The organism is Arthrobacter sp. DMZ02-1R (genome assembly GCF_057747935.1).
Map to the genome: position 1 here is coordinate 3055123 of NZ_CM173230.1, position 26810 is coordinate 3081932.

General features: G+C 62.6%; 26 protein-coding genes. 5 read left to right on the forward strand and 21 right to left on the reverse strand.

Going from position 1 to position 26810, the window contains the following annotated elements:
• Positions 1 to 6: 6 nt before the first annotated feature.
• Positions 7 to 1347, reverse strand: coding sequence for a type I glutamate--ammonia ligase (gene glnA, locus AC3ANQ_RS14675; protein WP_488301720.1), 1341 nt, complete (start codon positions 1345 to 1347; stop codon positions 7 to 9).
• A 191-nt stretch (positions 1348 to 1538) separates the two neighbouring features.
• Here glnA and panB point away from each other — a divergent pair, with 191 nt between their 5' ends.
• Positions 1539 to 2441 (forward strand): 3-methyl-2-oxobutanoate hydroxymethyltransferase, encoded by a 903-nt coding sequence (gene panB / locus AC3ANQ_RS14680; protein ID WP_488301721.1) that lies wholly within the window; start codon positions 1539 to 1541, stop codon positions 2439 to 2441.
• Positions 2442 to 2445: 4 nt separating this feature from the next.
• Here panB and AC3ANQ_RS14685 read toward each other — a convergent pair whose 3' ends face one another.
• The gene (locus AC3ANQ_RS14685; RefSeq protein ID WP_155854374.1) at positions 2446 to 2610 is read right to left on the reverse strand and encodes an SPOR domain-containing protein; all 165 of its coding nucleotides are present in this window, start codon (positions 2608 to 2610) and stop codon (positions 2446 to 2448) included.
• 115 nt (positions 2611 to 2725) lie between these two features.
• Between AC3ANQ_RS14685 and map the strand changes: the two genes are divergently transcribed.
• From map to AC3ANQ_RS14700, 3 genes are all read left to right on the forward strand, one after another.
• Positions 2726 to 3604 (forward strand): type I methionyl aminopeptidase, encoded by an 879-nt coding sequence (gene map, locus AC3ANQ_RS14690; RefSeq protein WP_488301722.1) that lies wholly within the window; start codon positions 2726 to 2728, stop codon positions 3602 to 3604.
• A gap of 72 nt (positions 3605 to 3676) precedes the next feature.
• The gene (ppgK, locus tag AC3ANQ_RS14695) at positions 3677 to 4480 is read left to right on the forward strand and encodes a polyphosphate--glucose phosphotransferase (protein ID WP_488305337.1); all 804 of its coding nucleotides are present in this window, start codon (positions 3677 to 3679) and stop codon (positions 4478 to 4480) included.
• Positions 4470 to 4607 (forward strand): hypothetical protein, encoded by a 138-nt coding sequence (locus AC3ANQ_RS14700; protein ID WP_488301723.1) that lies wholly within the window; start codon positions 4470 to 4472, stop codon positions 4605 to 4607. Before ppgK ends, AC3ANQ_RS14700 begins: the two co-directional genes overlap by 11 nt.
• A gap of 124 nt (positions 4608 to 4731) precedes the next feature.
• Here the strand turns inward: AC3ANQ_RS14700 and nrdR are convergent, their stop codons facing one another.
• The 3 genes from nrdR to AC3ANQ_RS14715 form a co-directional block, all read right to left on the reverse strand.
• Positions 4732 to 5235 carry a transcriptional regulator NrdR gene (gene nrdR / locus AC3ANQ_RS14705; protein WP_488301724.1) on the reverse strand — a complete coding sequence of 168 codons (504 nt, stop codon included), beginning with the start codon at positions 5233 to 5235 and terminating at the stop codon, positions 4732 to 4734.
• A 169-nt stretch (positions 5236 to 5404) separates the two neighbouring features.
• The gene (gene hisD / locus AC3ANQ_RS14710; protein ID WP_488301725.1) at positions 5405 to 6778 is read right to left on the reverse strand and encodes a histidinol dehydrogenase; all 1374 of its coding nucleotides are present in this window, start codon (positions 6776 to 6778) and stop codon (positions 5405 to 5407) included.
• Between the two features lie 9 nt (positions 6779 to 6787).
• The gene (locus AC3ANQ_RS14715) at positions 6788 to 7333 is read right to left on the reverse strand and encodes a hypothetical protein (protein WP_488301726.1); all 546 of its coding nucleotides are present in this window, start codon (positions 7331 to 7333) and stop codon (positions 6788 to 6790) included.
• A gap of 117 nt (positions 7334 to 7450) precedes the next feature.
• On the opposite strand from AC3ANQ_RS14715, the gene AC3ANQ_RS14720 reads away from it, so the two are divergent.
• Positions 7451 to 7951, forward strand: a complete 501-nt coding sequence (locus tag AC3ANQ_RS14720) for a flavin reductase family protein (RefSeq protein ID WP_488301727.1) — start codon at positions 7451 to 7453, stop codon at positions 7949 to 7951.
• A gap of 45 nt (positions 7952 to 7996) precedes the next feature.
• Here AC3ANQ_RS14720 and dnaE read toward each other — a convergent pair whose 3' ends face one another.
• The 16 genes from dnaE to AC3ANQ_RS14800 form a co-directional block, all read right to left on the reverse strand.
• A complete protein-coding gene (gene dnaE, locus AC3ANQ_RS14725; protein ID WP_488301728.1) occupies positions 7997 to 11554 on the reverse strand; it encodes a DNA polymerase III subunit alpha in 3558 nt (1185 codons plus the stop codon).
• A 47-nt stretch (positions 11555 to 11601) separates the two neighbouring features.
• Complete coding sequence (locus AC3ANQ_RS14730; protein WP_488301729.1) at positions 11602 to 12546, reverse strand: RluA family pseudouridine synthase; 945 nt, start codon at positions 12544 to 12546, stop codon at positions 11602 to 11604.
• Positions 12539 to 13132 (reverse strand): signal peptidase II, encoded by a 594-nt coding sequence (gene lspA, locus AC3ANQ_RS14735; protein ID WP_488301730.1) that lies wholly within the window; start codon positions 13130 to 13132, stop codon positions 12539 to 12541. Before lspA ends, AC3ANQ_RS14730 begins: the two co-directional genes overlap by 8 nt.
• Positions 13133 to 13225: 93 nt before the next feature.
• Entirely contained in the window at positions 13226 to 13909 is a 684-nt protein-coding gene (locus AC3ANQ_RS14740) for a DivIVA domain-containing protein (protein WP_488301731.1), read from the reverse strand.
• 167 nt (positions 13910 to 14076) lie between these two features.
• On the reverse strand, positions 14077 to 14364 hold the full coding sequence (locus AC3ANQ_RS14745; protein WP_488301732.1) for a YggT family protein: 288 nt from the start codon (positions 14362 to 14364) through the stop codon (positions 14077 to 14079).
• A gap of 103 nt (positions 14365 to 14467) precedes the next feature.
• The gene (locus AC3ANQ_RS14750; RefSeq protein WP_488301733.1) at positions 14468 to 14998 is read right to left on the reverse strand and encodes a cell division protein SepF; all 531 of its coding nucleotides are present in this window, start codon (positions 14996 to 14998) and stop codon (positions 14468 to 14470) included.
• A gap of 88 nt (positions 14999 to 15086) precedes the next feature.
• Positions 15087 to 15836: a YggS family pyridoxal phosphate-dependent enzyme gene (locus AC3ANQ_RS14755; RefSeq protein ID WP_488301734.1), complete on the reverse strand. Its 750-nt coding sequence runs from the start codon at positions 15834 to 15836 to the stop codon at positions 15087 to 15089.
• A complete protein-coding gene (locus tag AC3ANQ_RS14760) occupies positions 15829 to 16524 on the reverse strand; it encodes a purine nucleoside phosphorylase YfiH/LACC1 family protein (RefSeq protein WP_488301735.1) in 696 nt (231 codons plus the stop codon). Before AC3ANQ_RS14760 ends, AC3ANQ_RS14755 begins: the two co-directional genes overlap by 8 nt.
• Before the next feature lie 38 nt (positions 16525 to 16562).
• Positions 16563 to 17792, reverse strand: a complete 1230-nt coding sequence (gene ftsZ / locus AC3ANQ_RS14765) for a cell division protein FtsZ (RefSeq protein ID WP_488301736.1) — start codon at positions 17790 to 17792, stop codon at positions 16563 to 16565.
• 215 nt (positions 17793 to 18007) lie between these two features.
• Positions 18008 to 18847 (reverse strand): cell division protein FtsQ/DivIB, encoded by an 840-nt coding sequence (locus tag AC3ANQ_RS14770; RefSeq protein ID WP_488301737.1) that lies wholly within the window; start codon positions 18845 to 18847, stop codon positions 18008 to 18010.
• The gene (murC, locus tag AC3ANQ_RS14775) at positions 18840 to 20213 is read right to left on the reverse strand and encodes a UDP-N-acetylmuramate--L-alanine ligase (protein ID WP_488301738.1); all 1374 of its coding nucleotides are present in this window, start codon (positions 20211 to 20213) and stop codon (positions 18840 to 18842) included. Before murC ends, AC3ANQ_RS14770 begins: the two co-directional genes overlap by 8 nt.
• Entirely contained in the window at positions 20210 to 21316 is a 1107-nt protein-coding gene (gene murG, locus AC3ANQ_RS14780; RefSeq protein ID WP_488301739.1) for an undecaprenyldiphospho-muramoylpentapeptide beta-N-acetylglucosaminyltransferase, read from the reverse strand. The genes murC and murG overlap by 4 nt, the downstream gene beginning before the upstream one ends.
• 6 nt (positions 21317 to 21322) lie before the next feature.
• Positions 21323 to 22627: a putative lipid II flippase FtsW gene (gene ftsW / locus AC3ANQ_RS14785; protein ID WP_488301740.1), complete on the reverse strand. Its 1305-nt coding sequence runs from the start codon at positions 22625 to 22627 to the stop codon at positions 21323 to 21325.
• A gap of 2 nt (positions 22628 to 22629) precedes the next feature.
• The gene (gene murD / locus AC3ANQ_RS14790; RefSeq protein WP_488301741.1) at positions 22630 to 24231 is read right to left on the reverse strand and encodes a UDP-N-acetylmuramoyl-L-alanine--D-glutamate ligase; all 1602 of its coding nucleotides are present in this window, start codon (positions 24229 to 24231) and stop codon (positions 22630 to 22632) included.
• On the reverse strand, positions 24213 to 25322 hold the full coding sequence (mraY, locus tag AC3ANQ_RS14795) for a phospho-N-acetylmuramoyl-pentapeptide-transferase (RefSeq protein ID WP_265979046.1): 1110 nt from the start codon (positions 25320 to 25322) through the stop codon (positions 24213 to 24215). Before mraY ends, murD begins: the two co-directional genes overlap by 19 nt.
• Positions 25319 to 26809 carry a UDP-N-acetylmuramoyl-tripeptide--D-alanyl-D-alanine ligase gene (locus tag AC3ANQ_RS14800; RefSeq protein WP_488301742.1) on the reverse strand — a complete coding sequence of 497 codons (1491 nt, stop codon included), beginning with the start codon at positions 26807 to 26809 and terminating at the stop codon, positions 25319 to 25321. Before AC3ANQ_RS14800 ends, mraY begins: the two co-directional genes overlap by 4 nt.
• Between the last annotated feature and the right edge of the window lies 1 nt (position 26810).

Here is a 26810-nt window from a genome sequence, read left to right on the forward strand (position 1 = left end):
CACAGCCTAGAGGATGCCGAGGTTGCGCTTGAGCTCGTAGGGTGTGACCTGGAGCCGGTAGTCCTGCCATTCCGCACGTTTGTTGCGCAGGAAGTGGTCAAAGACTTGTTCGCCGAGGATGTCCGCCACCAGTTCTGAATCTTCCATGGCGCGGATGGCATCGTGGAGGCTCGCGGGCAGCGGGGTGTGGCCCATCGCTCTGCGTTCGGCCGAAGTCAGCGACCAAACGTCGTCCTCCGCGGCAGCCGGAAGTTCGTAGCCTTCCTCGATGCCTTTGAGCCCGGCGCCCAGCAACACGGCGTACGCCAGGTAAGGGTTGGTGGCAGAGTCGATCCCGCGGTATTCGATCCGCGCGGACTGGCCCTTGCCCGGCTTGTAAAGCGGCACACGAACCAGGGCGGAGCGGTTGTTGTGTCCCCAGCTCAGGTAGCTCGGGGCTTCGCCGCCGCCCCAGAGACGCTTGTAGGAATTCACGAATTGGTTGGTGACGGCCGTGAATTCCGGGGCGTGCTGGAGGATGCCGGCAATGAACTGGCGTGCGGTCTTGGACAGCTGGAATTCGGCGCCGGCCTCGTAGAAGGCGTTGGTGTCACCCTCGAACAGTGAGAAGTGCGTGTGCATGCCGGAGCCCGGGTGATCCGTGAAGGGCTTGGGCATGAACGTGGCGTACGTGCCCTGCTGCAGGGCCACTTCCTTGATGACCGTACGGAAGGTCATGATGTTGTCCGCAGTCTGGAGGGCGTCCGCGTAGCGGAGATCGATCTCGTTCTGGCCGGGACCGCCCTCGTGGTGGCTGAACTCCACCGAAATGCCCACGGATTCAAGCATGGTCACGGCAGTGCGGCGGAAGTCCTGTGCCACGCCACCGGGTACGTGGTCGAAGTAGCCGCCCTCGTCAACGGGAACAGGAACTCCGTTTGGGTCAAGGTCCTGGGACTTCAGGAGGTAGAACTCGATCTCGGGATGCGTGTAGCAGGTGAACCCCATGTCCGCAGCTTTGGCGAGGGTGCGCTTGAGTACGTTCCGGGGATCGGCAGCGGACGGCTCGCCGTCCGGGGTCAGGATGTCGCAGAACATTCTGGAGGTCTGCTCAGTCTCACCGCGCCAGGGCAAGATCTGGAACGTGGAGGGGTCTGGCTGGGCCAGCATGTCCGATTCGAACACCCGGGCGAGGCCTTCGATGGCCGAGCCATCAAAGCCCAGGCCTTCTTCGAAGGCGCCTTCCACTTCTGCAGGGGCCAGTGCCACTGATTTCAGGGAACCGACGACGTCGGTAAACCACAAGCGTACGAAGCGCACGTCACGCTCTTCGATAGTTCGCAGAACGAACTCTTGCTGGCGGTCCATGGGGCCTCATTTCCGGGTCAACGTCCATGCCGTGGGTTCGAGGGTTCGAAGCCGACGACAACTCAGCATTCACTCTACTAAGCATTGGCCCGGAATGGCTGCACCCCCGTTTCGCGTAACACAGCGTTTACAAATGTGAGGCTCCTCATGCGCCGGTGGCTAGGACGGTCAGTACCGCATACGCTCTATTCATGGCCCCAAGCAACAGTTCCGATTCCAGCATGCCCGCCGATGTTCCTGCTCCTTACGGAACCGGGCCTGCTGCTGCAGGTCCAGCGGCTGCTTCCGCGCCGAAGGCTCCTGCCAGGATCCGGACGCACCACCTTCAACAAGCCAAGGCCAAGGGTGAGCGCTTTGCGATGTTGACCGCCTACGAGCAGTACACGGCTGAAATCTTCGATCAAGCTGGCGTCGAGGTCCTGCTGATTGGCGATTCGGCTTCCAACAATGTCTTTGGAAACGAAACCAGCCTCCCCGTAACGGTCGATGAACTCCTCCCGCTGTGCCGAGCGGTGGCCCGGTCCGCCAAGCGTGCTTTGGTAGTGGCCGACCTTCCCTTCGGCAGCTACGAAGTCTCGCCGGAGCAGGCAGTGGCAACAGGTGTTCGTTTCCTGAAGGAAGGGCTGGCTCACGGCGTCAAGATCGAAGGGGGCGCCTTCTACGCAGGAACCGTCCGGGCCATGGTCCAGGCAGGCATTCCCGTTATGGCGCACATCGGCTTCACGCCCCAGAGCGAACATTCGTTGGGCGGCTACCGCGTCCAAGGCCGGGGCGACGATGCCGCCCGCTTGGTCGAGGACGCAGTTGCCCTGGCCAACGCCGGAGCGTTCTGTGTGCTCATGGAGATGGTCCCCGCGGAGACTGCAGCCGCCGTCGACGCCGCTATTGAAGTGCCCACCATCGGGATCGGCGCCGGGAATGCAACCACGGGCCAGGTTCTGGTGTGGCAGGACATGGCCGGTCTGCGTGGCGGAAAGATGGCCAAGTTCGTCAAGCAATACGCGGATCTGCGCACTACGCTCAGCGACGCGGCCAAGGCGTACGCCGACGATGTCCGGTCAGGTCAGTTCCCGGGTCCGGAACATTCCTTCTGACGGGTCAGTCCTCGTCGTCCTTGTCCCAGGCATCATTGCGGGCTTTGACCTTTTCCAAGGCGTGCTCGGCTTCTTCGCGGGTCTTGTAAGGACCGATCAACTGGGTCCAGTCAGACAACGCGTCCTCTTCGATCTGGTGTGTCTGAACGTTGTACCAGTACTCCGCCACGGTTTCTCCTCTGCGAATCCCGCCGAAGCATTGGCGGGGGCTGTAGCCCTTCGACCGGGCCGTTATTTAGCTACTTAGTTACTTGCGTCTCGTGCGTCCCTTATATGATCAATCTATGCCTTCTCCCGCCCTGACCGCACCCATCGGCACGCTCACCCGAGGAACCGTCAGCCCACAGCTGCCTGTGCCGGCGTCCATCCCGCGTCCGGAGTATGTCGGCAACCCGGCACCGGCGAAGTTCACCGGTTCAGAGGTCAAATCGGCGGAAACCATTGAGAAGATCCGCATCGCCAGCAAAATTGCCGCCCAGGCGATTATCGAGGTCGGAAAGCACGTCCAACCCGGCGTCACCACGGACCAGCTGGACCGGATCGGCCACGAGTTCCTTCTGGACCACCACGCCTACCCGTCAACGCTCGGCTACCGCGGCTTCCCGAAGTCGCTGTGCTCGTCCCTTAACGAGGTCATCTGCCACGGCATTCCGGACAGCACCGTAGTGCAAGACGGCGACATCCTGAACATCGACATCACGGCCTACATCAACGGCGTTCACGGTGACACCAACTTCACCTTCCTGGTGGGAGACGTGGACGAAGAGTCCCGCCTGCTGGTTGAACGCACCCGGGAGTCGCTGAACCGGGCCATCAAGGCCGTAGCGCCGGGCCGCGAAATCAATGTGATCGGCCGGGCTATCCAGTCCTACGCGAAGCGCTTCGGCTATGGCGTGGTCCGCGACTTCACCGGCCACGGTGTTGGTGAGGCCTTCCACACCGGACTGATCATCCCTCACTATGACGCCGCGCCCGCCTACAACACAGTGATCGAGGCGGGTATGGTCTTCACGATTGAGCCCATGCTCACCCTCGGCACGATCGAATGGGACATGTGGCCCGATGATTGGACCGTAGTCACCCGGGACCACAAGCGGACCGCACAATTTGAACACACTCTGTTGGTCACCGAGACCGGCGCCGAAATCCTGACTCTTCCTTAAGCTCTCCGGAAGGTCACCTGCAGCCGTTCGTGCTGCGACCTGCCCACCCCTCCTGCCATGAACGGAAACGCATTGACCAAGAAGGATGAGAAGATCCACAAGAATGGCCCGCTGATCGGCATCGACGTCGGTGGCACCGGCATCAAGGGCGGCATCGTCGATCTCAAAAAGGGCAAGCTACTCGGAGACCGCCTGCGCATTCCCACGCCGCAGCCCGCGACGCCCCAAGCTGTCGCCGAGGTGATCGCGCAGATCGTCGACGAGCTGTCTGCCCGCGAGGACGCCCCGGCCGAGGGTTCGCCGGTTGGAGTAACCTTCCCGGGAATCATCCAGCATGGCGTGGTCCGCTCGGCCGCCAACGTGGACAAGTCCTGGCTCGATACCGACATTGATTCACTTCTCACCGAGCGCCTGGATCGCCCCGTTGAGGTCATCAACGACGCCGACGCAGCCGGACTCGCGGAAGCCCGCTACGGCGCGGGCGAAGGCGTCGATGGCACCGTCCTCGTCATTACGCTCGGCACCGGTATCGGTTCGGCCTTCATCTTCAACGGGCACCTGGTGCCCAATGCCGAACTCGGCCACCTCGAAGTGGACGGCCACGACGCTGAAACGAAGGCCTCAGCCGTCGCGCGTGAACGCGACGGCTTGAGCTGGGAAGAGTACAGCGTGCTGCTGCAACGCTATCTCTCCCACGTCGAATTCCTGTTCTCCCCCGAGCTCTTCATCATCGGTGGCGGTATTTCGAAGCGCTCGGATGAGTACTTCCCGCACCTGGACCTGCGTACCCGCATTGTCACGGCGGAACTGAAGAACGACGCTGGAATCGTGGGAGCGGCCCTGGACGTCGCCCTCCACCACAAGCTTGCCAAGTAGCACGGCAGCATTCCGGATGGACGACGGCGTGCCCGACCTCGCGGTTGTCTCCGGCGCCAGCCGGGGCACCGGCGCTGCGATAGCCCTCAGGGCTGCTGCCGCAGGGTACGCCGTCGTCGTCAATTAGCGGAGGGGCCTGCAGCGTGCAGGCCGACGTCGGCTACATCACCGGAGCTTTGCTTCCCGTATCCGGCGGACGATAGTTGGTGCCGGTGGTGGCTGCGGCTTCCCCTCCGCTGCCACCACCGGAGCTAGAGGGAGCTCTTCTCGGAGCTCTTGCCTTTGGCCACCTTCGCCGCGGCGGCAGTTTCAGCCTCGTGGCGTAGGAGCGAGATGGCGGATTCGAAGTCCTCGAGGGATTCGAAGGCTTGATAGACACTTGCAAAACGCAGGTAGGCCACTTCATCAAGTTTCTGAAGCGGTCCGAGGATTGCCAAACCGACCTCATGGGCGTCGATTTCGGCCGCACCGGATGACCGGATGTTCTCCTCGACCTCCTGGGCCAGCATGGCGAGGTCGTCCTCGGTCACGGGCCGGCCTTGGCAGGCCTTACGTACGCCGTTGATGATCTTTATCCGGCTGAACGGTTCTCCCACTCCGGATCGCTTGATGACAGACAAGCTAGTGGTCTCCACTGTGGTAAAACGGCGTCCGCATTCAGGGCACTGCCGCCGACGGCGGATGGCGGAACCGTCGTCGGCCATTCGACTGTCCACGACGCGCGAGTCAGGGTTACGGCAGAACGGACAATACACGCTGGGCCTCCCCCGCTCGGTTCCGGCCCGGACGTCCTCACGGCAGCATCGGCCGGGAACGCAAAAGGTGCCGGAAGTTTGACTTCCGGCACCAGTTTACGGCTACATAAGGGCTAATGACAATACTGTAATTACTATATGTAGTGGTAGTTACCCATACATGTAGTGGTTAGGCACCCGCAAAGCGGATCTTGACCGCGTCGCCGTGGCCTGGAAGGTCCTCGGCGTCAGCAAGACTCACAATGTGCTTGCTGACCTCCTCCAAGGCAGCCTTGTTGTAGTTGATGACCTGGACGGCGCGCAGGAATGTTGTCACGTTCAGGCCCGAAGAGAAGGCAGCGGTTCCGCTCGTGGGCAACACATGGTTGGAGCCTGCACAGTAGTCACCGAGGCTGACTGGGCTGTAGTCCCCCACGAAAATCGCCCCTGCGTTGCGGATTCTTGCCGCGACCGCGGCCGCATCCGCCGTCATGATTTCCAAGTGTTCGGCTGCGTACGCATCGCAGACCGCAACGCCCTGCTCCAGATCGTCAACCAGCACCACGCCTGATTGCGGTCCGGACAATGCGGTGCGGACCCGTTCGCCATGTTTGGTAGTCCTTGACTGGAATGCGAGTTCCCGCTGCACGGCCGAGGCAAGTTCCTCGGAATCGGTGATCAGCACCGAGGCCGCCTTGGGGTCGTGCTCAGCCTGGCTGATGAGGTCCGCCGCCACGAGCGCCGGGCGGGCGGACGCGTCAGCCAAGATGGCGATCTCCGTGGTGCCCGCCTCTGAGTCGATCCCCACGACGCCTTTGACCAGACGCTTGGCGGTGGCCACGAAGATGTTGCCGGGACCCGTCACAACATCCACGGGTTCGATGGACTGCTCATGGCCGGCTCCCGGGATCCCGAAGGCAAACGAAGCGATCGCCTGGGCACCCCCGATGCCATAGACCTCGTCAATTCCCAGCAATGCGGCAGCGGCCAGGATGGTTGGGTGGGGCAAGCCGCCAAAGTCCTTCTGGGGCGGGGAGGCCAATGCGATGGATGTGACTCCGGCAGCCAGCGCCGGAACGACGTTCATGATCACCGAGGACGGGTACACGGCCAATCCGCCCGGAACATACAGTCCCACCCGGCCCACGGGTACCCAATTCTGGCTGACGACGGCGCCGTCCCCCAGTTCCACGTCGACGTTCGCCGGCCGCTGGCCGTCGGCGAAACGGCGGGCGCGGCTGATGGATTCCTCGAGGGCGGCACGGACTGCCGGATCCAGGTTTTCGAGGGCCCCGGCGAGGGCGGCAGCGGGCACTCGGGGGTGGGACTGTTCCACGCCGTCGAACGCCAGAGCCAACTCACCGAGCGCTTCAAAACCCCGGGAACGGACAGCGGTGATGATATCCAGGACCTTTTGCTCTGCGTCCGCCATGGTCTGACGCTCCGCGCGGGGCACAGCGGCGCGCAGTTCCGCCAAGGTCAGCGACCGTCCGCGCAAGTCGATACGACGGAAGTCCAGGGGCTGGGCGGCGGTGTCGGCAGAATTCTCCGGAGAAATGGTCACCAGATCATTTTACGGGGCGTCGGGCGATGCCTCCGGCTGCTTTCCCATCAGCCCGAAAAGAGTCAGGAGAAATGTCACGAGGGCCGTCGCTCCTGGCCACAGCAAAAGCGCCGCGATTGCCCGCAAGGTGAAGCCTTCACTTCCACTCGTTGCGGCGCTGGAAGCGGGGCCCCACCACTGCGCCGCGAGCAGGCCAACTTGCCAAGCCACCAGCGCGCCAGCCAAGCCACCGAGAACAGCGAGGAAAGTCCTCATGCCCTGACCCGGCCTCAGTACTTTGCTGTCCAGCAGGACCGCTGTGAAGCAGCCGGCAAGAAGCAGAAGCCCGGCCAAGACCAAGTCCCGCGGAAATCGACCCGCAGCAGCCGAGGGATCGGCGAGGGCGGAATTTCCGGAGATCAAGTTGAGTCCGCCTGGAGCAAGGAGCCACCATGTCAGGCCCAGTCCGATGCCCGAGGCGGCTGGCACGGCGAGCCACAACCACCATCTGCGGTCTCGCGGGTCCGTGTCCGCCGCGGGGACGGACTCGAGGAGGTTGGATGTTGGCTTGGTCATGACACAAACATTAACAAACGTTTCTGGACGCCCAACAAGCGGGCGCCCCGGCAGGTGGCGGAATACGCTGAACCCACCAGCGTTAATACCAATACGTCATGCAGGAGATCGAGCAAAGTGGCTTCGGAAGAATCGGCTTTTGAAGGAACCTTCAAGCAAATGTTCCGCCGGCATGCCGCCGGGGTTGCCATCATCACTGCCGACCTCAACGGCAAGCCTTTCGGCTTCACCGCGACGTCGGTGGCGTCGCTGTCGGCCGAGCCTCCGCGTTTTACGTTCAACATGTCGCGCAGTTCCAGTTCCTGGCCCGCGGTGGCGAATTCGACGTATATCGGCCTGCACATGCTGGGCCTTGAGAACCAAGCACTCGCCGACCGTTTCGCGCGCACCCAGGAACGGTTTGAAGGCGATCACTGGGAACCTGGACCCTTCGATGTCCCCATCCTGAAGAACGTGGCCGGCTGGTTGATCGGCAAGATCCAGATGCGCCTATCCTTCGAAAACAACGCGATCGTGGTGGTGGAAGTTGTCGATGGGCTTGTCGGCGACGACGACGCTCCCCTGCTCTACCACTCCGGCTCTTACAGCCAACCGGTTCCGCTCGACTACGAAATCTAAGTAACCAAGCGTCGCCGGCTGGCCGGTTCAGGTAGTCGCGCGCAATCAGTTGTCCAAGCAGGTTGGACCGAGAAGGACCTTGAGATCGCCGAAAAGGGATGGGGTGGGATTGACCCGCAGGTGCACAGGCAGGCCCATCACTTCGACCTTTGAATCACCCTGCAAGTGGAGCCTGACCTCGGAGTTCCCCCGGTGGGTGGTGAGGACATCGCGAAGATCCGTGACTGCCGCCTCGGTTGCCTTGTAGGTGGGCATCGTAATGACTAGGGGCCCGTTCGTGCTTTCGCTCAGGTCCGGGACCGAGAGCTCCATGCAGTTCAGGGTGACCGCACCGTCGTCGCGCCGCTGCAGGCGGCCCTTGACCACGACAATCAGGTCCTCCGCGAGGACCGAAGCGATAGGACCATAGACCTGCCCGAAGAACATGACCTCGATGGAAGCGCCCAGGTCTTCGATCTCCGCCCGCGCGTAGGCGTTGCCGCTTGCCTTGGCAATCCTGCGGCTGAGCGAAGTGATCATGCCGGCAATGGTGACGATGGCGCCGTCGTGCGGGCCGTCTTCTCCCAGGATCGAAGTGATCGACTGCTCCGCGTGCTGGCTCAGGACGCCCTCAAGCCCTTGCAAAGGATGGTCCGAGACATAGAGGCCGAGCATGTCCCGTTCGAAGGACAGCTTGTCTTTTTTCTCCCATTCCGGCAGATCCGGGATCTCGATGCTCAGGGACGCCTCGGATTCAGCTTCGTCGAAGCCGGCGAAGAGGTCGAACTGCCCGATCGCCTCGTTCCGCTTGAGCGTGATGACGGAGTCGATGGCTTCTTCATGGATCATGGCCAGGGCCCGCCTGTGGTGGTTCAGCGAATCGAACGCGCCGGCTTTGATCAGTGATTCGATGGTGCGCTTGTTGCAGACCACCGCTGGGACTTTCATGAGGTAGTCCTTGAAGGAGGTGTAGGCGCCTTCCTTTTCACGGGCCGCGACCATGGCTTCGACGGCGTTCACGCCGACGTTGCGGATGGCGCCCATGCCGAAGCGGATGTCGTTGCCGACAGGGGTGAAGTTCAGGGCCGACTCGTTGACGTCGGGCGGCAGCACCGTGATGCCCATCCGCCGGCACTCGTTGAGGTAGATCGCGGACTTGTCCTTGTCGTCGCCCACCGAGGTCAGCAGTGCGGCCATGTACTCCGGCGCATAGTGCGCCTTGAGGTAGGCGGTCCAGTAGGAGATCACGCCGTAGGCGGCCGAGTGTGCCTTGTTGAAGGCGTAGTCGGAGAACGGCAAAAGGATGTCCCAGAGCGTCTTTACTGCGGCCATGGAGTAGCCGTTGTCCTGCATGCCCTGGGAGAAGCCGGCGAACTGCTTGTCCAGTTCCGATTTCTTCTTCTTGCCCATGGCGCGGCGGAGGATATCGGCCTGGCCCAGCGTGTAGCCTGCGAGCTTCTGCGCTACGGCCATGACCTGCTCTTGGTACACGATCAGCCCGTACGTTCCGCCGAGGATTTCGGCGAGCGGTTCCTCGAGCTCCGGGTGGATCGGGATGACTTCCTGGATCTTGTTCTTGCGCAGGGCGTAGTCGGTGTGGGCGTTGGCGCCCATGGGACCGGGCCGGTAGAGGGCCAGGACAGCGGAGATGTCTTCGAAGTTGTCAGGCTTCATGAGCTTGAGGAGGGAGCGCATGGGGCCGCCGTCGAGCTGGAACACGCCCAAAGTGTCACCGCGCGCCAGGAGGTCATACGACGCGGCGTCGTCCAACGCCAGGTTCTCCAGATCAAGGTCAACGCCACGGTTCATCTTGATGTTTTCCAGGGCGTCGGAAATGATCGTCAGGTTCCTCAGGCCGAGGAAGTCCATCTTGATCAAGCCAAGGCCCTCGGACGTCGGGTAATCGAACTGCGTGATGACCTGGCCGTCCTGGATACGGCGCATGACAGGAATGACGTCGATAATGGGGTCCGAAGACATGATGACACCGGCGGCGTGCACGCCCCACTGGCGCTTCAGTCCTTCGATGCCCAATGCGGTCTCGAAGACCTTGGCAGCCTCGGGGTCCGTGTTGATGAGCTGTCGGAAGTCCCCTGCCTCGCCATAGCGCTTGGCCTCCGGGTTCTGGATGTCCGCAAGCGGGATGTCCTTGGCCATTACGGCTGGCGGCAGGGCCTTGGTGAGCTGCTCACCCATGCTGAACGGATACCCGAGCACGCGGGAGGAGTCCTTGAGCGCCTGCTTGGTCTTGATGGTGCCGTAGGTGACAATCATGGCCACGCGCTCGTCGCCGTACTTCCGGGTGACATAGTCGATGACCTCGGAGCGGCGGCGATCATCGAAGTCGACGTCGAAGTCGGGCATGGACACACGGTCCGGGTTAAGGAAGCGCTCGAAAATCAAGCCGTGTTCGAGGGGATCGAGGTCGGTGATACGCATGGCGTACGCCACCATGGAGCCCGCTCCGGAACCACGGCCCGGGCCCACTCGGATGCCGTTGTTCTTCGCCCAGTTGATGAAGTCCGCCACCACCAGGAAGTAGCCTGGGAAACCCATGGACGTGATGACGTCAAGCTCATAGTCGGCCTGCTTGCGCACCTTGTCCGGAACGCCCTTGGGATAGCGGTAGTCAAGACCTGTGGCGACTTCCTTGACCAGCCACGACGTCTCGTCCTCGCCCGGCGGACAAGGGAACCGCGGCATGTAGTTCGCACCCGTGTTGAATGACACTTCGCAACGCTCCGCGATCAGGAGCGTGTTGTCGCAGGCCTCGGGATGCTCGCGGAACAACTCACGCATCTCTTGCGGTGACTTCAAGTAGTAACCGCTACCGGAGAAAGCGAATCGGGAACCGCCGTTGTCATAGGTGGGCTCCAGCAGGGTGGAGCCGGACTGGATGGCCAACAAGGCCTCATGGGCCTTGGCATCATGCTCATGCGTGTAGTGGAGGTCGTTGGTGGCCACGAGCGGAAGCTTCAGTTCCTTGGCCAAGCGCAGCAGGTCGCCCGTGACCCGCCGCTCGATGTCCAGGCCGTGGTCCATCAGTTCGCAGAAGTAGTTTTCCGCACCAAAGATGTCGCGAAATTCCGAAGCCGCCGCGAGTGCCTCGCGGTACTGCCCCAAGCGAAGGCGGGTTTGCACTTCACCGGAAGGACAGCCCGTGGTCGCAATGAGGCCTTCAGAGTAGGTGTTCAGCAGTTCACGGTCCAACCGGGGCCATTTGCCGAACACTGAGTCGAGGGATGCAATCGAGGACGCCCGGAACAAATTGCGCATGCCGACGTTGTTGTAGCTCAGCAGCGTCATGTGGGTGTACGAACCACCACCGGACACATCGTCCTTGCGTTGGCTCTCGTCGCCCCAGCGGACGCGCTCTTTGTCGCCGCGCGCCGTTCCCGGCGTGACATAGGCCTCGACGCCGATGATCGGCTTGATGCCTTTGTCAGTGGCCTTCTTCCAGAAATCGAAGGCACCGAAGAGATATCCATGGTCCGTGGTGGCAAGCGCAGGCATCCCCAGCCGCTCGGTCTCATCGAACAATTCAGTAAGACGGGCCGCACCATCCAGCATGGAGTATTCAGTGTGGGTGTGCAGATGGACGAACGAGTCATTGCTGGAAGTCACCACGACAGTCTACCGGCAGGGGTCGCGCAGAGAGACTGGAATCCTCGCTACGCGTTGCCACTTTCGAGAAGCTTCAGCGCGTACTGCAGGTCATCCGGGTACTGGCTGGTGACTTCCACCCATTCGCCAGTGCGGGGGTGGTTGAAACCGAGTCGGCGCGCATGCAGCCATTGCCGGGTAAGTCCCAGGTTTGCGGCTAGGCGAGGGTCCGCCCCATAAGTCAGATCGCCTGCACAGGGATGCCGCAGGGCCGAGAAATGAACCCGGATCTGGTGTGTCCTGCCGGTCTCAAGGTGGATTTCCACGAGGGTCGCCTTGCCAAACGCTTCGAGTACTTCGTAGTGCGTCACCGAGGGACGGCCATCCTCGATGACCGCAAACCGCCAATCATGCCCGGGGTGGCGCCCGATGGGGGCGTCGATGGTGCCTTCCAGGGGATCCGGCAGGCCTTGGACGACGGCGTGGTACACCTTGTCCACTGTGCGCTCCTTGAAGGCCCTCTTGAGCACCGTGTAAGCATGTTCTGTCTTCGCCACCACCATGACCCCTGAAGTTCCGACGTCGAGACGGTGGACGATACCAGCCCGTTCAGGGGCGCCGGAGGTGGAGATCCGGTATCCGACACCAGCGAGGCCACCGACCACGGTGGGGCCGACCCACCCCGGCGATGGATGCGCCGCCACGCCAACAGGCTTGTCGATGACAACAAAATCCTCATCGTCCAACAGGATCTTCAGGCCTTCCACGACTTCCTCCACGACTTCCAAGGGATCCCGGCGTTCGGGAACGGTGACTTCCAGCACGGACCCGGCAAGGAGCTTCGCCGACTTGCCGACTGCGGCCGATTTGCCCACCGTGCTTGCAGAGACGGTCACGTTGCCTTCGGCAATCAGCAAGGCAGCCGCGGAACGGGAAATATCCATGAGTTTCGCCAGTCCGGCGTCCGCCCTGGCCCCGCCCAGATCTTCGGGAACAACGAATTGCTCAGACATCGCCCGGCTCCTCGCCTTCGGGCGTCGTAGCGCGGGCTCCGGCGGAGTGTTGGCGGGAGCCATCCAGGCCGATCCCCCGCAGGGTCAGCAGGCAGATGATCACGACGCCGGAAACCACGGCTGAGTCGGCGATGTTGAAAATAGCGAAGTTGGGCAGTTGGATGAAATCCACCACGTGGCCCATGGCGAAAGAGGGTTCGCGGAAGAGCCGGTCCGTGAGGTTTCCGAGCGCCCCGCCCAGAAGCAAGCCGAGGGCAAGCGCCCACCAGGCGGACCCCAATCGACGCAGTTGGAAGAGGATCGCCACGGAGACAGCAGCCATGACGATCGTAAAGACCCACGTGACATTTTCACCGATTGAGAAGGCGGCCCCGGAGTTGCGGATGTAGTACCAATGCAGCAGCGGAGGCAAGGCGGGGATACGTTCCCCCTCTACCATGGTGCTGGTGACCCAGAGTTTGGTCAGCTGGTCGAAGGCGTACGCGAAGACGGCGAAGCCTGCGAAAACCCAGAGCAATGCGGGACGCCACGTGTGGACTTTGGTGCGGAGCGGCTCCGTGGTGCCGTCAGTTTGTTCGTTGCTCATAGTACTTTCATTCGGTAACCGTAGGCTTCTGGCGCCTTAACAGGCGAAAGCCGGTGGCCGGGAATCCCCAGCCACCGGCTTTCAGAATACTTGCTAGACCTCTGCGGCGGCTTCGCCGACCTCGGGGGCCGCAACGGAGCCGCGGGCATCCAGGTCGCGCAGCTGGCCCTCGATGTAGGCCTTCAGGCGGGAGCGGTAGTCGCGCTCGAAGCCGCGGAGCTGCTCCACCTTGCGTTCCAGAACGGAGCGCTGCTGCTCGAGTGCACCGAGGATCTTGCGGGACTTGTCCTGAGCGTCATTGACAAGGCTGGAGGCTTCGATCTGTGCCTCGGCAATGATCTTTTCCTTCTGCTGCTCGCCGTCAGCCACGTGCTTGTCATGCATCTGCTGCGCCATGGCCAGCAGGCCCGCTGCAGACTCGGCAGAGGGAGAGCCGGCGGAAAGTGCGGCCGGGCCCGGAGCTGCGGCAACGGCCGGTTCCTTCTTCTTGTCGGCTTCGGCTGCCTTCGCTTCGGCTTCCGCCTTTGCCTGTGCGTCCTTGTCGGCCTTGACCGGTGCGGGCACCTTCTCGACCACGGGTGCCGATGCTGCGCTGGCAGGAACCGGGTTTCCGCCTTCGGCGAGCTTCTTGCGCAGCTCGTCGTTCTCTTGGTTCAAACGCCTCAGCTCGACGACGATTTCGTCGAGAAAGTCGTCGACCTCGTCCTGGTCGTAGCCTTCGCGGAACTTGGTCGGCTGAAAGCGCTTGTTGACAACGTCTTCTGGCGTCAAAGCCATCTGGTCACCTCGTTGGTCTAGTTAGTCAGTAGGCCTTCCGGCCGTTCAAAACTACGGTACCTAAATATCATCTGATTCCCCCAATTCAACACCATCGTGTTGGACCGAAGGATTGCAGTCCCCGTGCCGAAGAAAAATGATCGTCGGGCACGCGGGCTGCGGCAAAGCTACGCCAGCGTGTAGACGAAACCCATCGCGATGCTGACGACAATAAACATGATCAAAAACGCCAGGTCAAGGGATACCCCACCAAGCTGCAAAGGTGGAATCAGCCGACGAATCCGCCTCAAGGGCGGATCAGTCACAGAATAGACCACGTGCGCAGCCACCAGGGCGGCGCCACGAGGACGCCACTGGCGGGCAAACATCTGCACCAGATCATAGACGAGCCTGATGATGAGGGTGACCAGGAACAGCAGCAATGCAATGTACAAAAGGCCGAAAACTATGCCCACGGGTTAGCTCAGATCTCCTAGTTCGCCACTTTTCTCGGTCAGTCCCTCTATTGCAACACAGATGCCAGGCAGATCGCTCTGCCTGGCATCTTTGTTGACTGGGCTAGCTCTGGTTGAAGAACGTTGCCTGCGCTTCGCTGACCTTTTTGTCGTCGCCAAGAACTTCGACGTACGACGGCGACAACAGGAAAACCTTGCTGGTGACCCGCTCAATGCTGCCATGGAGTCCAAAGACCAGGCCGGCTGAAAAATCGACGAGGCGCTTGGCATCTGCCTCACCCATGTCCGTGACGTTCATGATCACAGGGATGCCGTCCCGGAAACTTTCGCCAATGATCTTGGCGTCATTGTAGGAACGGGGATGGACGGTGGTGATCTGCCTCAGTCCAGAGGCGTCTTCGCGGCTAGATGCCGCACGCTTGATAGGTGTCACGGGTGCGCGGTATTCCTCTTCGGCGACAGGGGGGACTTCACGAACTACTTCACGTACAGGTGCAGGGACGCGGCGCTCTTCACGATTGTGGTCGACAGACCGGTCCTCGTCCGTGTGCTGCACGTGCTGCTCAGACTCGTAGTGTTCATCGCCATCGGCGAGCCCAAGATAAACCATTGTCTTGCGCAGTGCGCCAGCCATGCTGGACTCCTATCGTGTCTGCAGTAGGCGGGCCGCCCATGACTTGACATCGCTGAAATCCCGGCCCGTCGCTTCCAATACTTTGACGCTACCCCACCCGCGGACGCGAACCGAGAATATCCGAACCAATTCGCAGGTGTGTCGCACCGGATTGCACAGCAGCTTCGAGGTCCTGGCTCATCCCGGCAGAGATCCCCGCAGCTTCCGGATGCAGTCCCCGCAGATCCGCGGAAATGGCAGCGAGTTTCTCAAATGCTTCCGGGGGAGGCGCGCCCAGGGGAGCAACGGCCATCAAGCCGGCCAAGCGCAGCCCGGAAGCGATGGCGATGGATTCCGCGAGGCGCTCGACGTCGGCCGGAGCTGCACCGCCGCGGTGGGCACCGGCGTCGTCCTCAAGACTGACCTGGATGTAGCAGTCAAGGTCCGCCCTGCCGGACTCTTCCTGCTCCCGGACAATAGCCTTGGCGAGGGCTTCCGCGAGCTGCGGACGGTCAATCGACTGGACGGAAAACGCGTACTTCGCCACGGACTTGGCTTTGTTGCTCTGCAATTGACCGATGAAGTGCCAACGCATAGCGAGTCCGGCAAGCTCCGCGGACTTCGTAGCCGCTTCCTGATCGCGATTCTCACCGACGTCGGTCACGCCGAGGGCCGCAAGGCGGACGACGTCCGCTGCTGGATGGAACTTGCTGACGACTATCAGTTGCGGCTCTTCGCTTCGCCCAGCCGCCACGGTTGCAGCCGAAATCCGCTGGCGGACGGCTGCGAGCCGTTTCCGCAGTTCGGCTGTCCGCGGATCGACGTCGGCGGTTCCGGCTGCCGGGAGGGTCTCACTCATGCGTCCACACCAAACCTGCAAAGCGCCCGGTTTGCTGACTGCGCCGGTAAGAGTAAAGCCGTGCGGTCTCCCGCGTGCACGACCCCGAGTATTCGACCACGACGCCGAGCGCCTCCAACTGGGCCCGGACGCCGGCCGGCAGGTCCAACGCAGGCGTACCCCACGAGGTAGTGGACCAGGTTTCAGGCACAGCGGCCGTTACTTCTTCGCGCAACTGTTCGGGAACTTCGTAACAATCTCCGCAGATGGAAGGCCCAAGCCAGGCACTGATGGTCGCCGCACCTCGGTTTCGCATTTCAGCGACTGTGGCCGAAACGACGTCCGCAGCAACGCCGGGGCGGCCAGCGTGGGCTACGGCCAAGACAGGTTCCATGTTGCCCCGCCTCTCGCCCAACAACACTATGGGGACACAATCTGCCACCATGACCGCAAGCGGCTGTCGCGTCGACACCATGGCGTCAGCCGTTGGGCAATCGCCATGCGCAGTGATGAATTCGACGGTTTTTCCGTGCACTTGATTCATGTACTGAAAATGCCGTTCGCCGAGCCCCGCCGCTGCTTCCAGCCGGGCCCGGCGCGTCATTACATCCTGAAGATTGTCCGCCACGTGCAGCGCAAGGTTGCCCGCGTCGATATCGGAGAAGGCGACCGAAATTCCCGGTCGCACTTCTTTTCGCCACCAAAACACTACTGACTAACTCTCCTGAACGGCTTGATATGGACTGCCTACTTCAGGAAGTCCGGAACGTCGAGGTCGTCGGTACGACTGCCTGAAAGGTCCGGTTCGACGACGGCCGGGAGGTCGACGTCGAAGCCGGAGTCAGCCGGCAAGGCGGAGTGGCGTTGCTGGCCCCAGTTGCTCAAGCCGGACGCACCGACGCCGGCGGCAACGTGCTGCGGCGCGGAATAGGCCGGGGCAGCTGAAGGTGCGGCAGGACGCTCCGGAGCCGTAGGGGCCTGGTGCTGACCCGATTGCGGGGCCGACTGGTTCATCGACGGCGATGTGGCCTTGACGTCGTCAAACCCGGCGGCGATGACCGTGACGCGCGCTTCGTCGCCGAGGGCGTCGTCAATGACGGCACCGAAGATGATGTTGGCCTCGGGGTGGGCCACTTCCTGGACAAGCCGCGCAGCTTCGTTGATTTCGAACAGGCCAAGGTCAGAGCCGCCCTGGATGGAGAGCAGCACACCGTGGGCGCCATCGATCGACGCCTCGAGCAGAGGCGAGGCAATGGCGAGCTCAGCAGCCTTGACAGCACGGTCTTCACCGCGTGCTGAGCCGATACCCATGAGGGCCGAGCCTGCACCCTGCATGACGGACTTGACGTCGGCGAAGTCGAGGTTGATGAGGCCAGGGGTGGTGATGAGGTCCGTGATGCCCTGGACACCCGACAGGAGTACTTGGTCAGCGGAACGGAAAGCGTCCAGGACGGAGACGTTACGGTCGCTGATGGAGAGGAGACGGTCGTTGGGGATGACGATGAGGGTGTCGACCTCGTCGCGCAGGGCGTCAATTCCGGCCTCGGCCGAACCGGCGCGTCGGCGGCCTTCAAAGGTGAAGGGCCGGGTGACGACACCGATGGTCAGGGCGCCGAGCGAGCGTGCGATCCGGGCCACGACGGGGGCGCCGCCGGTTCCGGTGCCGCCGCCTTCGCCTGCGGTGACGAAGACCATGTCGGCTCCGCGGATAACTTCTTCGATCTCGTCGGCGTGGTCTTCGGCTGCCTGGCGTCCGACGTCGGGGTTGGCGCCGGCTCCCAGACCGCGGGTGAGTTCGCGTCCGACGTCGAGCTTGACGTCCGCGTCACTCATGAGCAGAGCCTGGGCATCGGTGTTGATGGCGATGAACTCGACGCCGCGAAGGCCGACTTCGATCATTCGGTTAACTGCATTCACGCCACCGCCGCCGATGCCGACGACCTTGATGACGGCCAAGTAATTCTGCGGTGCTGCCACGTTTCGTGCCCCTTGCTTGTGTCCTATAGCGAAACAGATCGAGTCCAACTTGAATTCTTGGACCTTAACCCTCTAGTTGAAGGTTATAGTTATGTCAAGTAACTCTTAAGTGACGGTATGGGCTATGAATCCGACATTCAATGACCGCCTCCGCGTGTCGTCTGAAAGTCCCAAAAATAGCCCCGATCGCCAGCGAAGTTACTTCTTGAAATGGCCTACTTGGTAAATGGATGCCTCGGTGCGCTCACATCATAGACATTCACCGGAACTTTCGGATTGGCCGGCGCCTTCAGCAACGCTTCCAGGACGCGTGCCTTGAGCTCTTTCTCATCCGCGTTTCCCCAGACGACGATCTTGCCGTCCGTGAGCTTGAGCTCGACGGCGTCGGGCGACTTCGCCGAGGCGCTGGCCATCTTTGCCAGGACATCGGCCGGCAGCGTCGCCAGGACAGCAGTGATCGCCTTGAAGAGGTCCTGGTTTGCCCCGAGCCCGTCGATGACGGGCAAGGGTACCGATGCATTATCAGGAGTTGAACCAAGCTTGACGCCGTCGACGTCAACCAGCAGGTAGCTGTCACCGTTCTTGACCAGTGCCACAGGCACCCGTTCGGTAATGTGCACCAACAGTTCGGACGGAGGACGGGCCTCCGTGCTGACGGAGCGTACCTGGACCAGCGGCTTGAGCAGCGCGGCGATCTCGGCGTCGTTGATTTGCGGAAGCGGCTTTCCCTTCACCGGCTCCAATGCTTTCTGGACTGCAGCCGGCTGAAGCAACTTGGCTCCGTCCACCGTCACAGTGCGCACGGCGAACACCGGTGAATAGATGACCGCCGCCATAATGCCGGCAACCAGGGCGACAATGATGGCGAGCACGGCAAGAACCGTCCGCCGGCGCTTGCGCCCTTTCGGTTCCGGAAAGGCCAGCACATTGCTGTCCTTTCCGGCTGCGGCCCCTGAAGGGACCTCAACAGGATCGTCGAGGCTGCGTTCCGCACTGACGGTCCCGGGCCGGGTTCCCGCCCGCGGCTTGAAAGTGGGCTTCCGGGTATCAGCCACCCAACAACTCCACGATCCGGGGCCCGTAAGCCGTCACGTCACCGGCTCCGACGGTCAAGATAATGTCGCCATCGCTGGCCGCGGAGAGAACCGCATCCAAAGCTTCCTGCCCGTCCGCCACCAGTCTGCCGCTCTTGAGGCGCTCCGTTATCAAGGTGCTCGTGACCCCGGGAATGGGGTCCTCGCGCGCAGGGTAGATTTCCAGGACAAGGGCGGTATCCGCTTCCCCAAGCGCCTCTGCAAACTGCTCGGCGAATTCGCGGGTACGCGAAAACAAGTGCGGCTGGAAGAGCACGTGCACCTTGTTGCCGCCTGCCACCGAGCGGGCAGCCGACAAAGCAGCCCGGACCTCCGTGGGGTGGTGGGCGTAGTCGTCATACACCCGGACGCCCCTCCCCTGCCCCTTGAATTCAAATCGCCGCGACGCTCCCGTGAAGTGGCCCAGGGCGGCCGCGGCAGCCTCAGGTGCCACGCCGAGTTCGACGGCGACGCCGAACGCGGCAGCCGCGTTCAGCGCGTTGTGCCGGCCAGGGACTTGAAGGTCGAGGCGGTGCCGCTGTCCATCGGCGGAGACCCAGACATCACCAGGACCGCCATCGTGCAGGCGGATGTCGGCGTCCTCTGCCGTCCCATAGCTCAGGACACGGGTATTGCCCGCTGCGCGGGTCCGCTCCGCAAGCGCCCAGGCGCCGTCGTCGTCCGCGCAGGCGAACAGGACTCCAGACGTTGGCAACAGGGCTGCGAAGCTGTCGAAGGAGGCATAGACGGCCTCAGGCGTGCCGAAGTAGTCGAGGTGGTCGGCCTCGACGTTGGTGACGACGGCAATGAGCGGCCGGTAATTGAGGAAGGAACCGTCCGATTCGTCGGCCTCGGCAACGAAGATGTCCGAGGTGCCGTGCGCCGCGTTGACGCCGAGGGCAGGCACGTTGGCACCGATGGCGAAGGATGGATCCAGGCCCGCTTCCCTCAGCAGCACAGCCACCATGGAGGTGGTGGTGGACTTGCCATGGGTACCTGCCACGGTCACGACACGATCGGAGCCCATCGTCGCAGCGAGGGCCTCCGAGCGGTGCAGTACCGGGATCCCGGCCGCTCGGGCCGCCTCGAGCTCCGGGTTCTCGGCCTTGATGGCCGAACCTGCAACAACAGTTTGCGCGTCACCGAGATTTCCTGCGGCGTAGCCGACCGCGATCCGCGCGCCCGCGGCCTGAAGGTCCGCCATGACGGGCAGGTCCTTGGCGTCCGAACCACTCACTGCCACGCCCCGGGCCACCATGATGCGGGCGACGGCGGACATGCCTACGCCGCCGATGCCGATGAAGTGGACCCGGCCAAGGGAATCGAGGTCTGCAATGGGCTGGGTCATTCGGATACCGCTTCCAGTACAAGATCAGCCATCCGCTGATCAGCATTTCTAATGCCGAGTTCCTTTGCCTTGCTGGCCATGTCATCGAGGCGGGATTGATCCGTGAGCAAAGGAATCAACTCGGCTTTGAGCCAATCCGCGGTCAGGGCCGCATCATCGACCAAGAGGGCGGCACCGGCCTTGACCAGCGCGGAAGCGTTCAGGGCCTGCTCGCCGTTCCCAATGGGCAACGGAACGAATACCGCGGGGAGCCCGACGGCGGCTACCTCGCTGACCGTCGCCGCTCCGGAACGCGCGAGGAGGACATCTGCTGCTGCGTAGACGTTTTCCATGCCGTCCACGTATTCCACCTGATGGTACCCATCGGCCGCGAGGGGCGCGCCGTCGTCGTTCTTGACTGCCTTGCCACGGCCGGTGATGTGCAGTGTTTGGATGCCCGCTTCCGCCAAAGCGGCAACTGCACCGGCAATGGTGCAGTTGATGCTCTGGGCACCTGAGGAGCCACCCGTCACGATGAGCGCAGGTTGTCCGGCGTCCAAGCCGAGCGATTGCCTGGCATGCGCGCGACCAGCCGCCCGGTCCAAGCCGGCAATGGCCTTGCGCATGGGCATGCCAAGATGACGGGCATGCGGCAACCGGGTCTCCGGGAAGGCCACGGCAACATATTTGGTGAACATGGCCCCTACCCGGTTGGCGAGCCCGGGGCGCGTATTGGCCTCATGAATGACGATGGGGATCTTCCGGCGCCATGCAGCAATATACATCGGCGTGCAAACGTAACCGCCCACGCCCAGCAGGACGTCGGCGTGCGCGTCGTCGAGAATGCGGCCGGCCTGTTTGACGGCGGCAGCGAGCTTGCCGGGCAATTTGAGCAGATCCGCGGAAGGCTTTCGGGGAAACGGAACCCGATCAATGGTGGCCAGCTCATAGCCAGCGGCCGGAACGAGCCGGGTTTCCATGCCATTGGGCGTGCCGACGGCAAGGATGCTGGCATCCGGCCGCAGCGACTTGAGGGCGTCGGCGATGGCGAGCAGCGGGCTGATGTGTCCGGCGGTCCCGCCACCGGCGAGGACCACGGACAGTGGCTTGGGCTGGGAATTCATGGAGTGCTATGTACGCTTTCGTGCAGTTTTCGCTGGCCGCCCACTCGGTTTGGAAGGGCTGGCGGAAGTCATTTGGGCGCGGGCCAAAGACAACACTACGCCCACGCCGCATAGGGACATCACCAGTGCTGAACCGCCATAGGAGATGAAAGGCAGCGGAACGCCGATCACGGGCAGCAGACCGGCCACCATGGCCATGTTGATGGCCGCTTGCCCGAGCATCCACGCCATGATCGAGCCGCCCAACACACGGGCGAAGAGGTCTTCCTGATGGCTGACCACGCGATAGATGGCAACAGCGAGCAGCGCGAAAAGCACCAGGACCACTAAGGTTCCCACCAGGCCGAGTTCCTCCCCGATGACGGCGAAGATGAAGTCATTGTGGGCTTCGGGAATCCACTGGTACTTCTGCCGGCTCTGGCCAAGCCCCACACCAAGCCAGCCCCCGGAAGCAAGGGCGTTCAGCCCCTGTTCGCTCTGGAAGCCGATGTCGCTTGCTCCCGCACAGCTCTGCCCCATCCACGAGGTGATCCGGCACATCCGGTTTCCGCTGGTAACGGCGAGTATCAGCGCTGCGGCGGCGGCAACGCCACCTGCCGCAGCGAAGAGCTTCATGTTGACGCCACCGAAGAACAACCCGGCAGCCATGATGAGCATGACCACCAGAGAAGTTCCGAGGTCATGGCCCGCGACGATCAATCCAATGATGCAGAACGAGACAGGGACGATCGGGATCAGTGCGTGCGTCCACCTATCAAGAAGCTTTGCCTTGACGGACAGGACCGTGGCCATCCAGAGCACAAGTGCGAACTTGGCGTATTCCGAGGGCTGGAAGGTGAAGCCGCCGATCTCGATCCAGTTCTGGTTTCCCAAGACCCGCTTGCCGATGACCAGGACCAGAACCAACAAAGCAACCGCGAGCACGATGGCTGGCCACGCGAATCGCTTGAGCCAAAGGACATTGACCCGCGACAGCACCAGCATCAAGACGATGCCGATGCCCGCGAAAATTCCTTGCTTTGTGGCGATCGAGTAGGGAGATTCGCCGGCCGCAATCGCTTCAACACTGGATGCCGAGAGGACCATGATGATCCCGATAGCCGTAAGTGCAAGCGATGCACCAAGAATCAGGTAGTAGGTGGACCCGTTTCTCGATTTACCGCTTCCCTCAAGCGTTGACCAGAAACCGGTGATGCCAGAACGAATGCGCGACGGCAACGAGGGCCGAGCATCGCCGGCCGCGCGTCCAGCGGGCGCTGCCTTGCCGGCCCGGGTCCGCCCGGGCCCGGTGCGCGTGGGCGTGCTGACCATTGTTACTCCTCGGTGGTCTGTGCCTGGCCTTCCACTAGCTCGCGAACTGCCCGGATGAAAGCGTCGCCACGATGAGCGTAGGAAGAGAACTGGTCCATGGAAGCAGCCGCCGGGGCCATCAACACAGTGTCGCCGGGCTCGGCGATACTTGCTGCCGACGCGACAGCATGGGCCATGACGGTGTCGCCGAAGATCGGAGACGGTTCCGGGGCGGCACCAGCTGAATCGGCGGACTGCACCATTTCAGTGTCGCCCTTGGGCTGCCCGATTACAGGCACATCCGCTGCGTGTCGCTTGAGGGAGGCTTCCAGATCCGCGGTGTCGGTTCCGATCAGGACCACGGCCTTGAGCCTGCGCGCGTTGCTTTTGACCAGCTCGTCATAGTTGACGCCCTTGGACAAGCCGCCGGCGATCCACACGACGCTATCGAACGTCGAGAGGGCTGCCGAGGCGGCGTGCGGATTGGTGGCCTTGGAGTCGTTGATCCAAACCACGCCGTTCAGCTTGGCCACGGGCTGGATGCGGTGGTCTCCCGGGAGGTAGTTCCTTAGTCCTGCGCGCACGGCCGCGGAATCGACGCCGTAGGCGCGCACCAGGGCGGCAGCAGCCAGGGCGTTGGCGACCATATGCCGCGGGGCAGCCGGCCCCAGGTCCGCCAAGGACGCAAGTTCCTCGGCTGAGCTCCTGCGTTCTTCGATGAAGGCACGGTCCACGAGTAGCCCCTCGACGACGCCAAGCATGCTGACCGCCGGCGTCAAAGTGGTGAATCCGATCGCCCGGCAACCCTCCACGACGTCGGCGTTCTCCACCATGCGTTCGGTCTCGATCTGCTCAGCGTTGTAGATACACGCCTTCTGCGTGTGCTCGAAGATCTTTGCCTTGTCCGCGAGGTAAGACTCGTAGGAGCCGTGCCAGTCAACGTGGTCTTCGGCCACATTGAGGCAGACGCTGGCCACAGGAGAGAGCGATTCACTCCAATGCAGCTGGAAGCTGGAAAGTTCAACCGCGAAAGCATCGTATTCCACCGGGTCCCGGAGGGCGTCGAGGATTGGAGTCCCGACGTTCCCGACAGCAATCGCCTTGAGGCCCGCAGCCCGCAGCATGGCCTCGGCCATGCCCACCGTGGTGGTCTTGCCGTTTGTACCCGTGATCGTGAGCCAGTCCGCCGTCTTGCGGCCCTCGCGTTCGCGCACCCGCCAAGCGAGTTCGACGTCGCCCCACACCGGTACATGGGCGCGTTTGGCAGCTGCCAGGAGGGACTGGTCTGGCCGCCAACCCGGAGACGTCACCACGAGTTCGGCCTTCTCGCCATCCACCAAAGGCAGTGTTTTGACAGCGTCCTCGCCAAGGAGGACGTCGGCCGCGCCGACGATCTTCAAGGTGTCCGCCTGGGCGAGTGCCTTGGCGCTCGTGGCGGCGTCAACCACCACCACCCGCGCGCCCAGCTCGATCAAGGTGTCGGCGGCAGCGAAACCCGAGACGCCAATGCCCGTCACCACGACGCGAAGGCCCTTCCAGTCCGAGTCCCAACTGACGAGATCCCGGAGCCGGTCATTGGCCGAAGGCTTGGTTTGAGGACTTGCGCTCACAGCAGCACCACCCATTCAGCATAGAAAATACCAAGGCCTGCGGCCACGAAAAGGCCACAGAGAATCCAGAATCGGACAACCACCGTGATCTCGGCCCAGCCCTTGAGTTCGAAATGATGTTGCAGGGGAGCCATCTTGAAGACCCTCTTGCCCTTGGTGACCTTGAAGTAGCCCACCTGGATGATGACCGACAGCGTGATGAGGACGAACAGCCCGCCGATGATGCCCAACAGAAGCTCTGTGCGGGAGAGGATCGCAAAGCCCGCCACCGCGCCGCCGATTGCCAGCGAACCGGTATCCCCCATGAATATCTTCGCCGGGGACGTGTTCCACCAGAGGAAGCCCACCAGCGCAGCACTGCAAATGGCCGCCAGGAGGGCAAGATCGAGCGGGTCACGGACCGAGTAGCAGCCGCTACCGGCCTCACGTGGCGAACCGCAGGCCTGGTTGTTCTGCCAGATTCCCATGAGGGTGTACGCCCCGAAGACCATGATAGAGGCGCCCGCGGCCAAGCCATCCAGGCCATCCGTCAGGTTGACGCCGTTGGTCGCCGCAGTGACGATCAGGTTCGACCAGATGACGAACAGGATGGCGCCGAGGACCGTGCCCCCGAAGGCCAGGTTCAGCCAGGGAATGTCCCGGACGAGGGAAATATGCGTGGATGCCGGAGTGATGCCGTCCGCATCAGGGAAGTTCAGGACCAGCACGGCGAAGACAATGCCGACGAAAGCTTGAAGGATCAGCTTGGCTTTGGCGTTGAGCCCGAGGCTGCGTTGCTTGGAAATCTTGATGAAATCGTCGAGGAAACCAACGAATCCCATGCCAACCATGAGGAACAACAAAAGCAGGCCCGAAGCGGACGGGCCCGGTGAACGCGGATTCATCATCCACATGATCACATGGGTCAACCCGTAGCTGATGAGCACGGCCGCAACCACCACGGCGCCGCCCATGGTGGGAGTACCACGCTTGGTGTGGTGGGACGTGGGTCCGTCGTCCCGGATGAACTGGCCATAGCCCTTGGTCACAAGGAACCGTATGAAGAGTGGTGTCCCGATCAAAGCCACCAGGAGGGCGACGCCAGCGCCGATCAACAGTGCAATCACAGGAGCTCGTTCCCTTCATTGGCGGCGGTTACAGCCGCGGTGTTCGCACTCGTCCCGGCCTGTGGGGGTAATGCTATCCGATCCCCCAAATGCCGGAGGCCCACCCCGTTCGAGGACTTGAACAGCACCAGATCACCTGGTTCAAGCTCAGCCTGCAGGAGTTCGTAGGCCTCGTCAGCCGACTCAGCGAAACTGCACTCGTTGCCCCAGGAGCCCTCCTGGATCGCGGAAATGTACAGCGCCCGGGCTTCTCGGCCAACCACCACCAGGCGGGAAATGTTCAAGCGAACCACTTGGGTCCCCACCGCCGTGTGTTCGCGGATGGAGTCTTCGCCAAGTTCCAGCATCGCGCCCAGGACAGCCCAGGTGCGACGACCTTGGCCGAGGTCGGCAAGGGTGCGCAGGGCGGCACGCATGGATTCAGGATTCGCGTTGTATGCGTCGTTGATGATGGTGACGCCGTCTGCCCGCTCCGTGCGCTCCATCCGCCACCGGCTGGCCGGCGACTGCTCGCTCAGCGATGCGGCAATGTCGGCCGCGGGGACGCCTGCCGCAAACGCCGCGGCCGAGGCGGCAAGCAGGTTGGTGATGTGGTGCGCACCGATCAGCTTGCTGTGGACCGCATGGGAGGCCCCGCCGTCGGGCAGGATGAGATCGAATTCCGGGTGGCCGGCCTCGTCGATATCGGCGTTCCTTGCTTCGACAGCCCACCCGGAAGCGCCAGTAGCCGTGGTTCCAAGCACCTTGGCCTGGGTGCGTGAAACCATCGCCGCGACCCGGTCGTCGTCGAGGTTGATGATCGCCGTTCCGTCCTGTCCCAGCGCTTCGACGAGTTCGCCCTTGGCCTTGGCGATGTTCTCCACGCCACCGAACTCGCCAGCGTGGGCGGTACCGACGCCAAGAACGACGCCAATGTCGGGTTGGACCATCTCGGCGAGGTACTTGATGTGACCGACTCCGGTGGCGCCCATTTCGATCACGAGATAACGGGTGCCGGCATCGGCTCGGAATACGGTGAGCGGTACACCGACTTCGCCGTTGTACGAACCTTGCGGGGCAACTGTGACCCCGGCCCGGGACAGAATCCCCGCCAGCAGGTCCTTGGTAGTGGTCTTGCCTGCCGAGCCCGTGATGCCAATAACGGTGAAAGGCTCCCCTTGTGCCGCGCGGGCCGCCCGGATGCGGCGAACGGACTCGGCGGCCAGCGCACCCATGGCGAGCACGGCGTCATCGACGACGACGGCGGGATATGTCCGGCCGGCGTCGTCAGAAACGTCGCGCTCGGTCAGTGCCAGAACGGCGCCGCGCTCAAATGCGGCGCCCACAAAGGCATGACCGTCCGCGTTCTCCCCCGGCTTGGCCACGTACATCGATCCGGCAGCGACCTCGCGGGAGTCGGTGACGATGGACACCGGAACAATGCCGGGGTCCGCTGCCAATCGGCCGTTGGTGATATGGGCGATTTCCGCCGCAGTAAGTGCAATCATC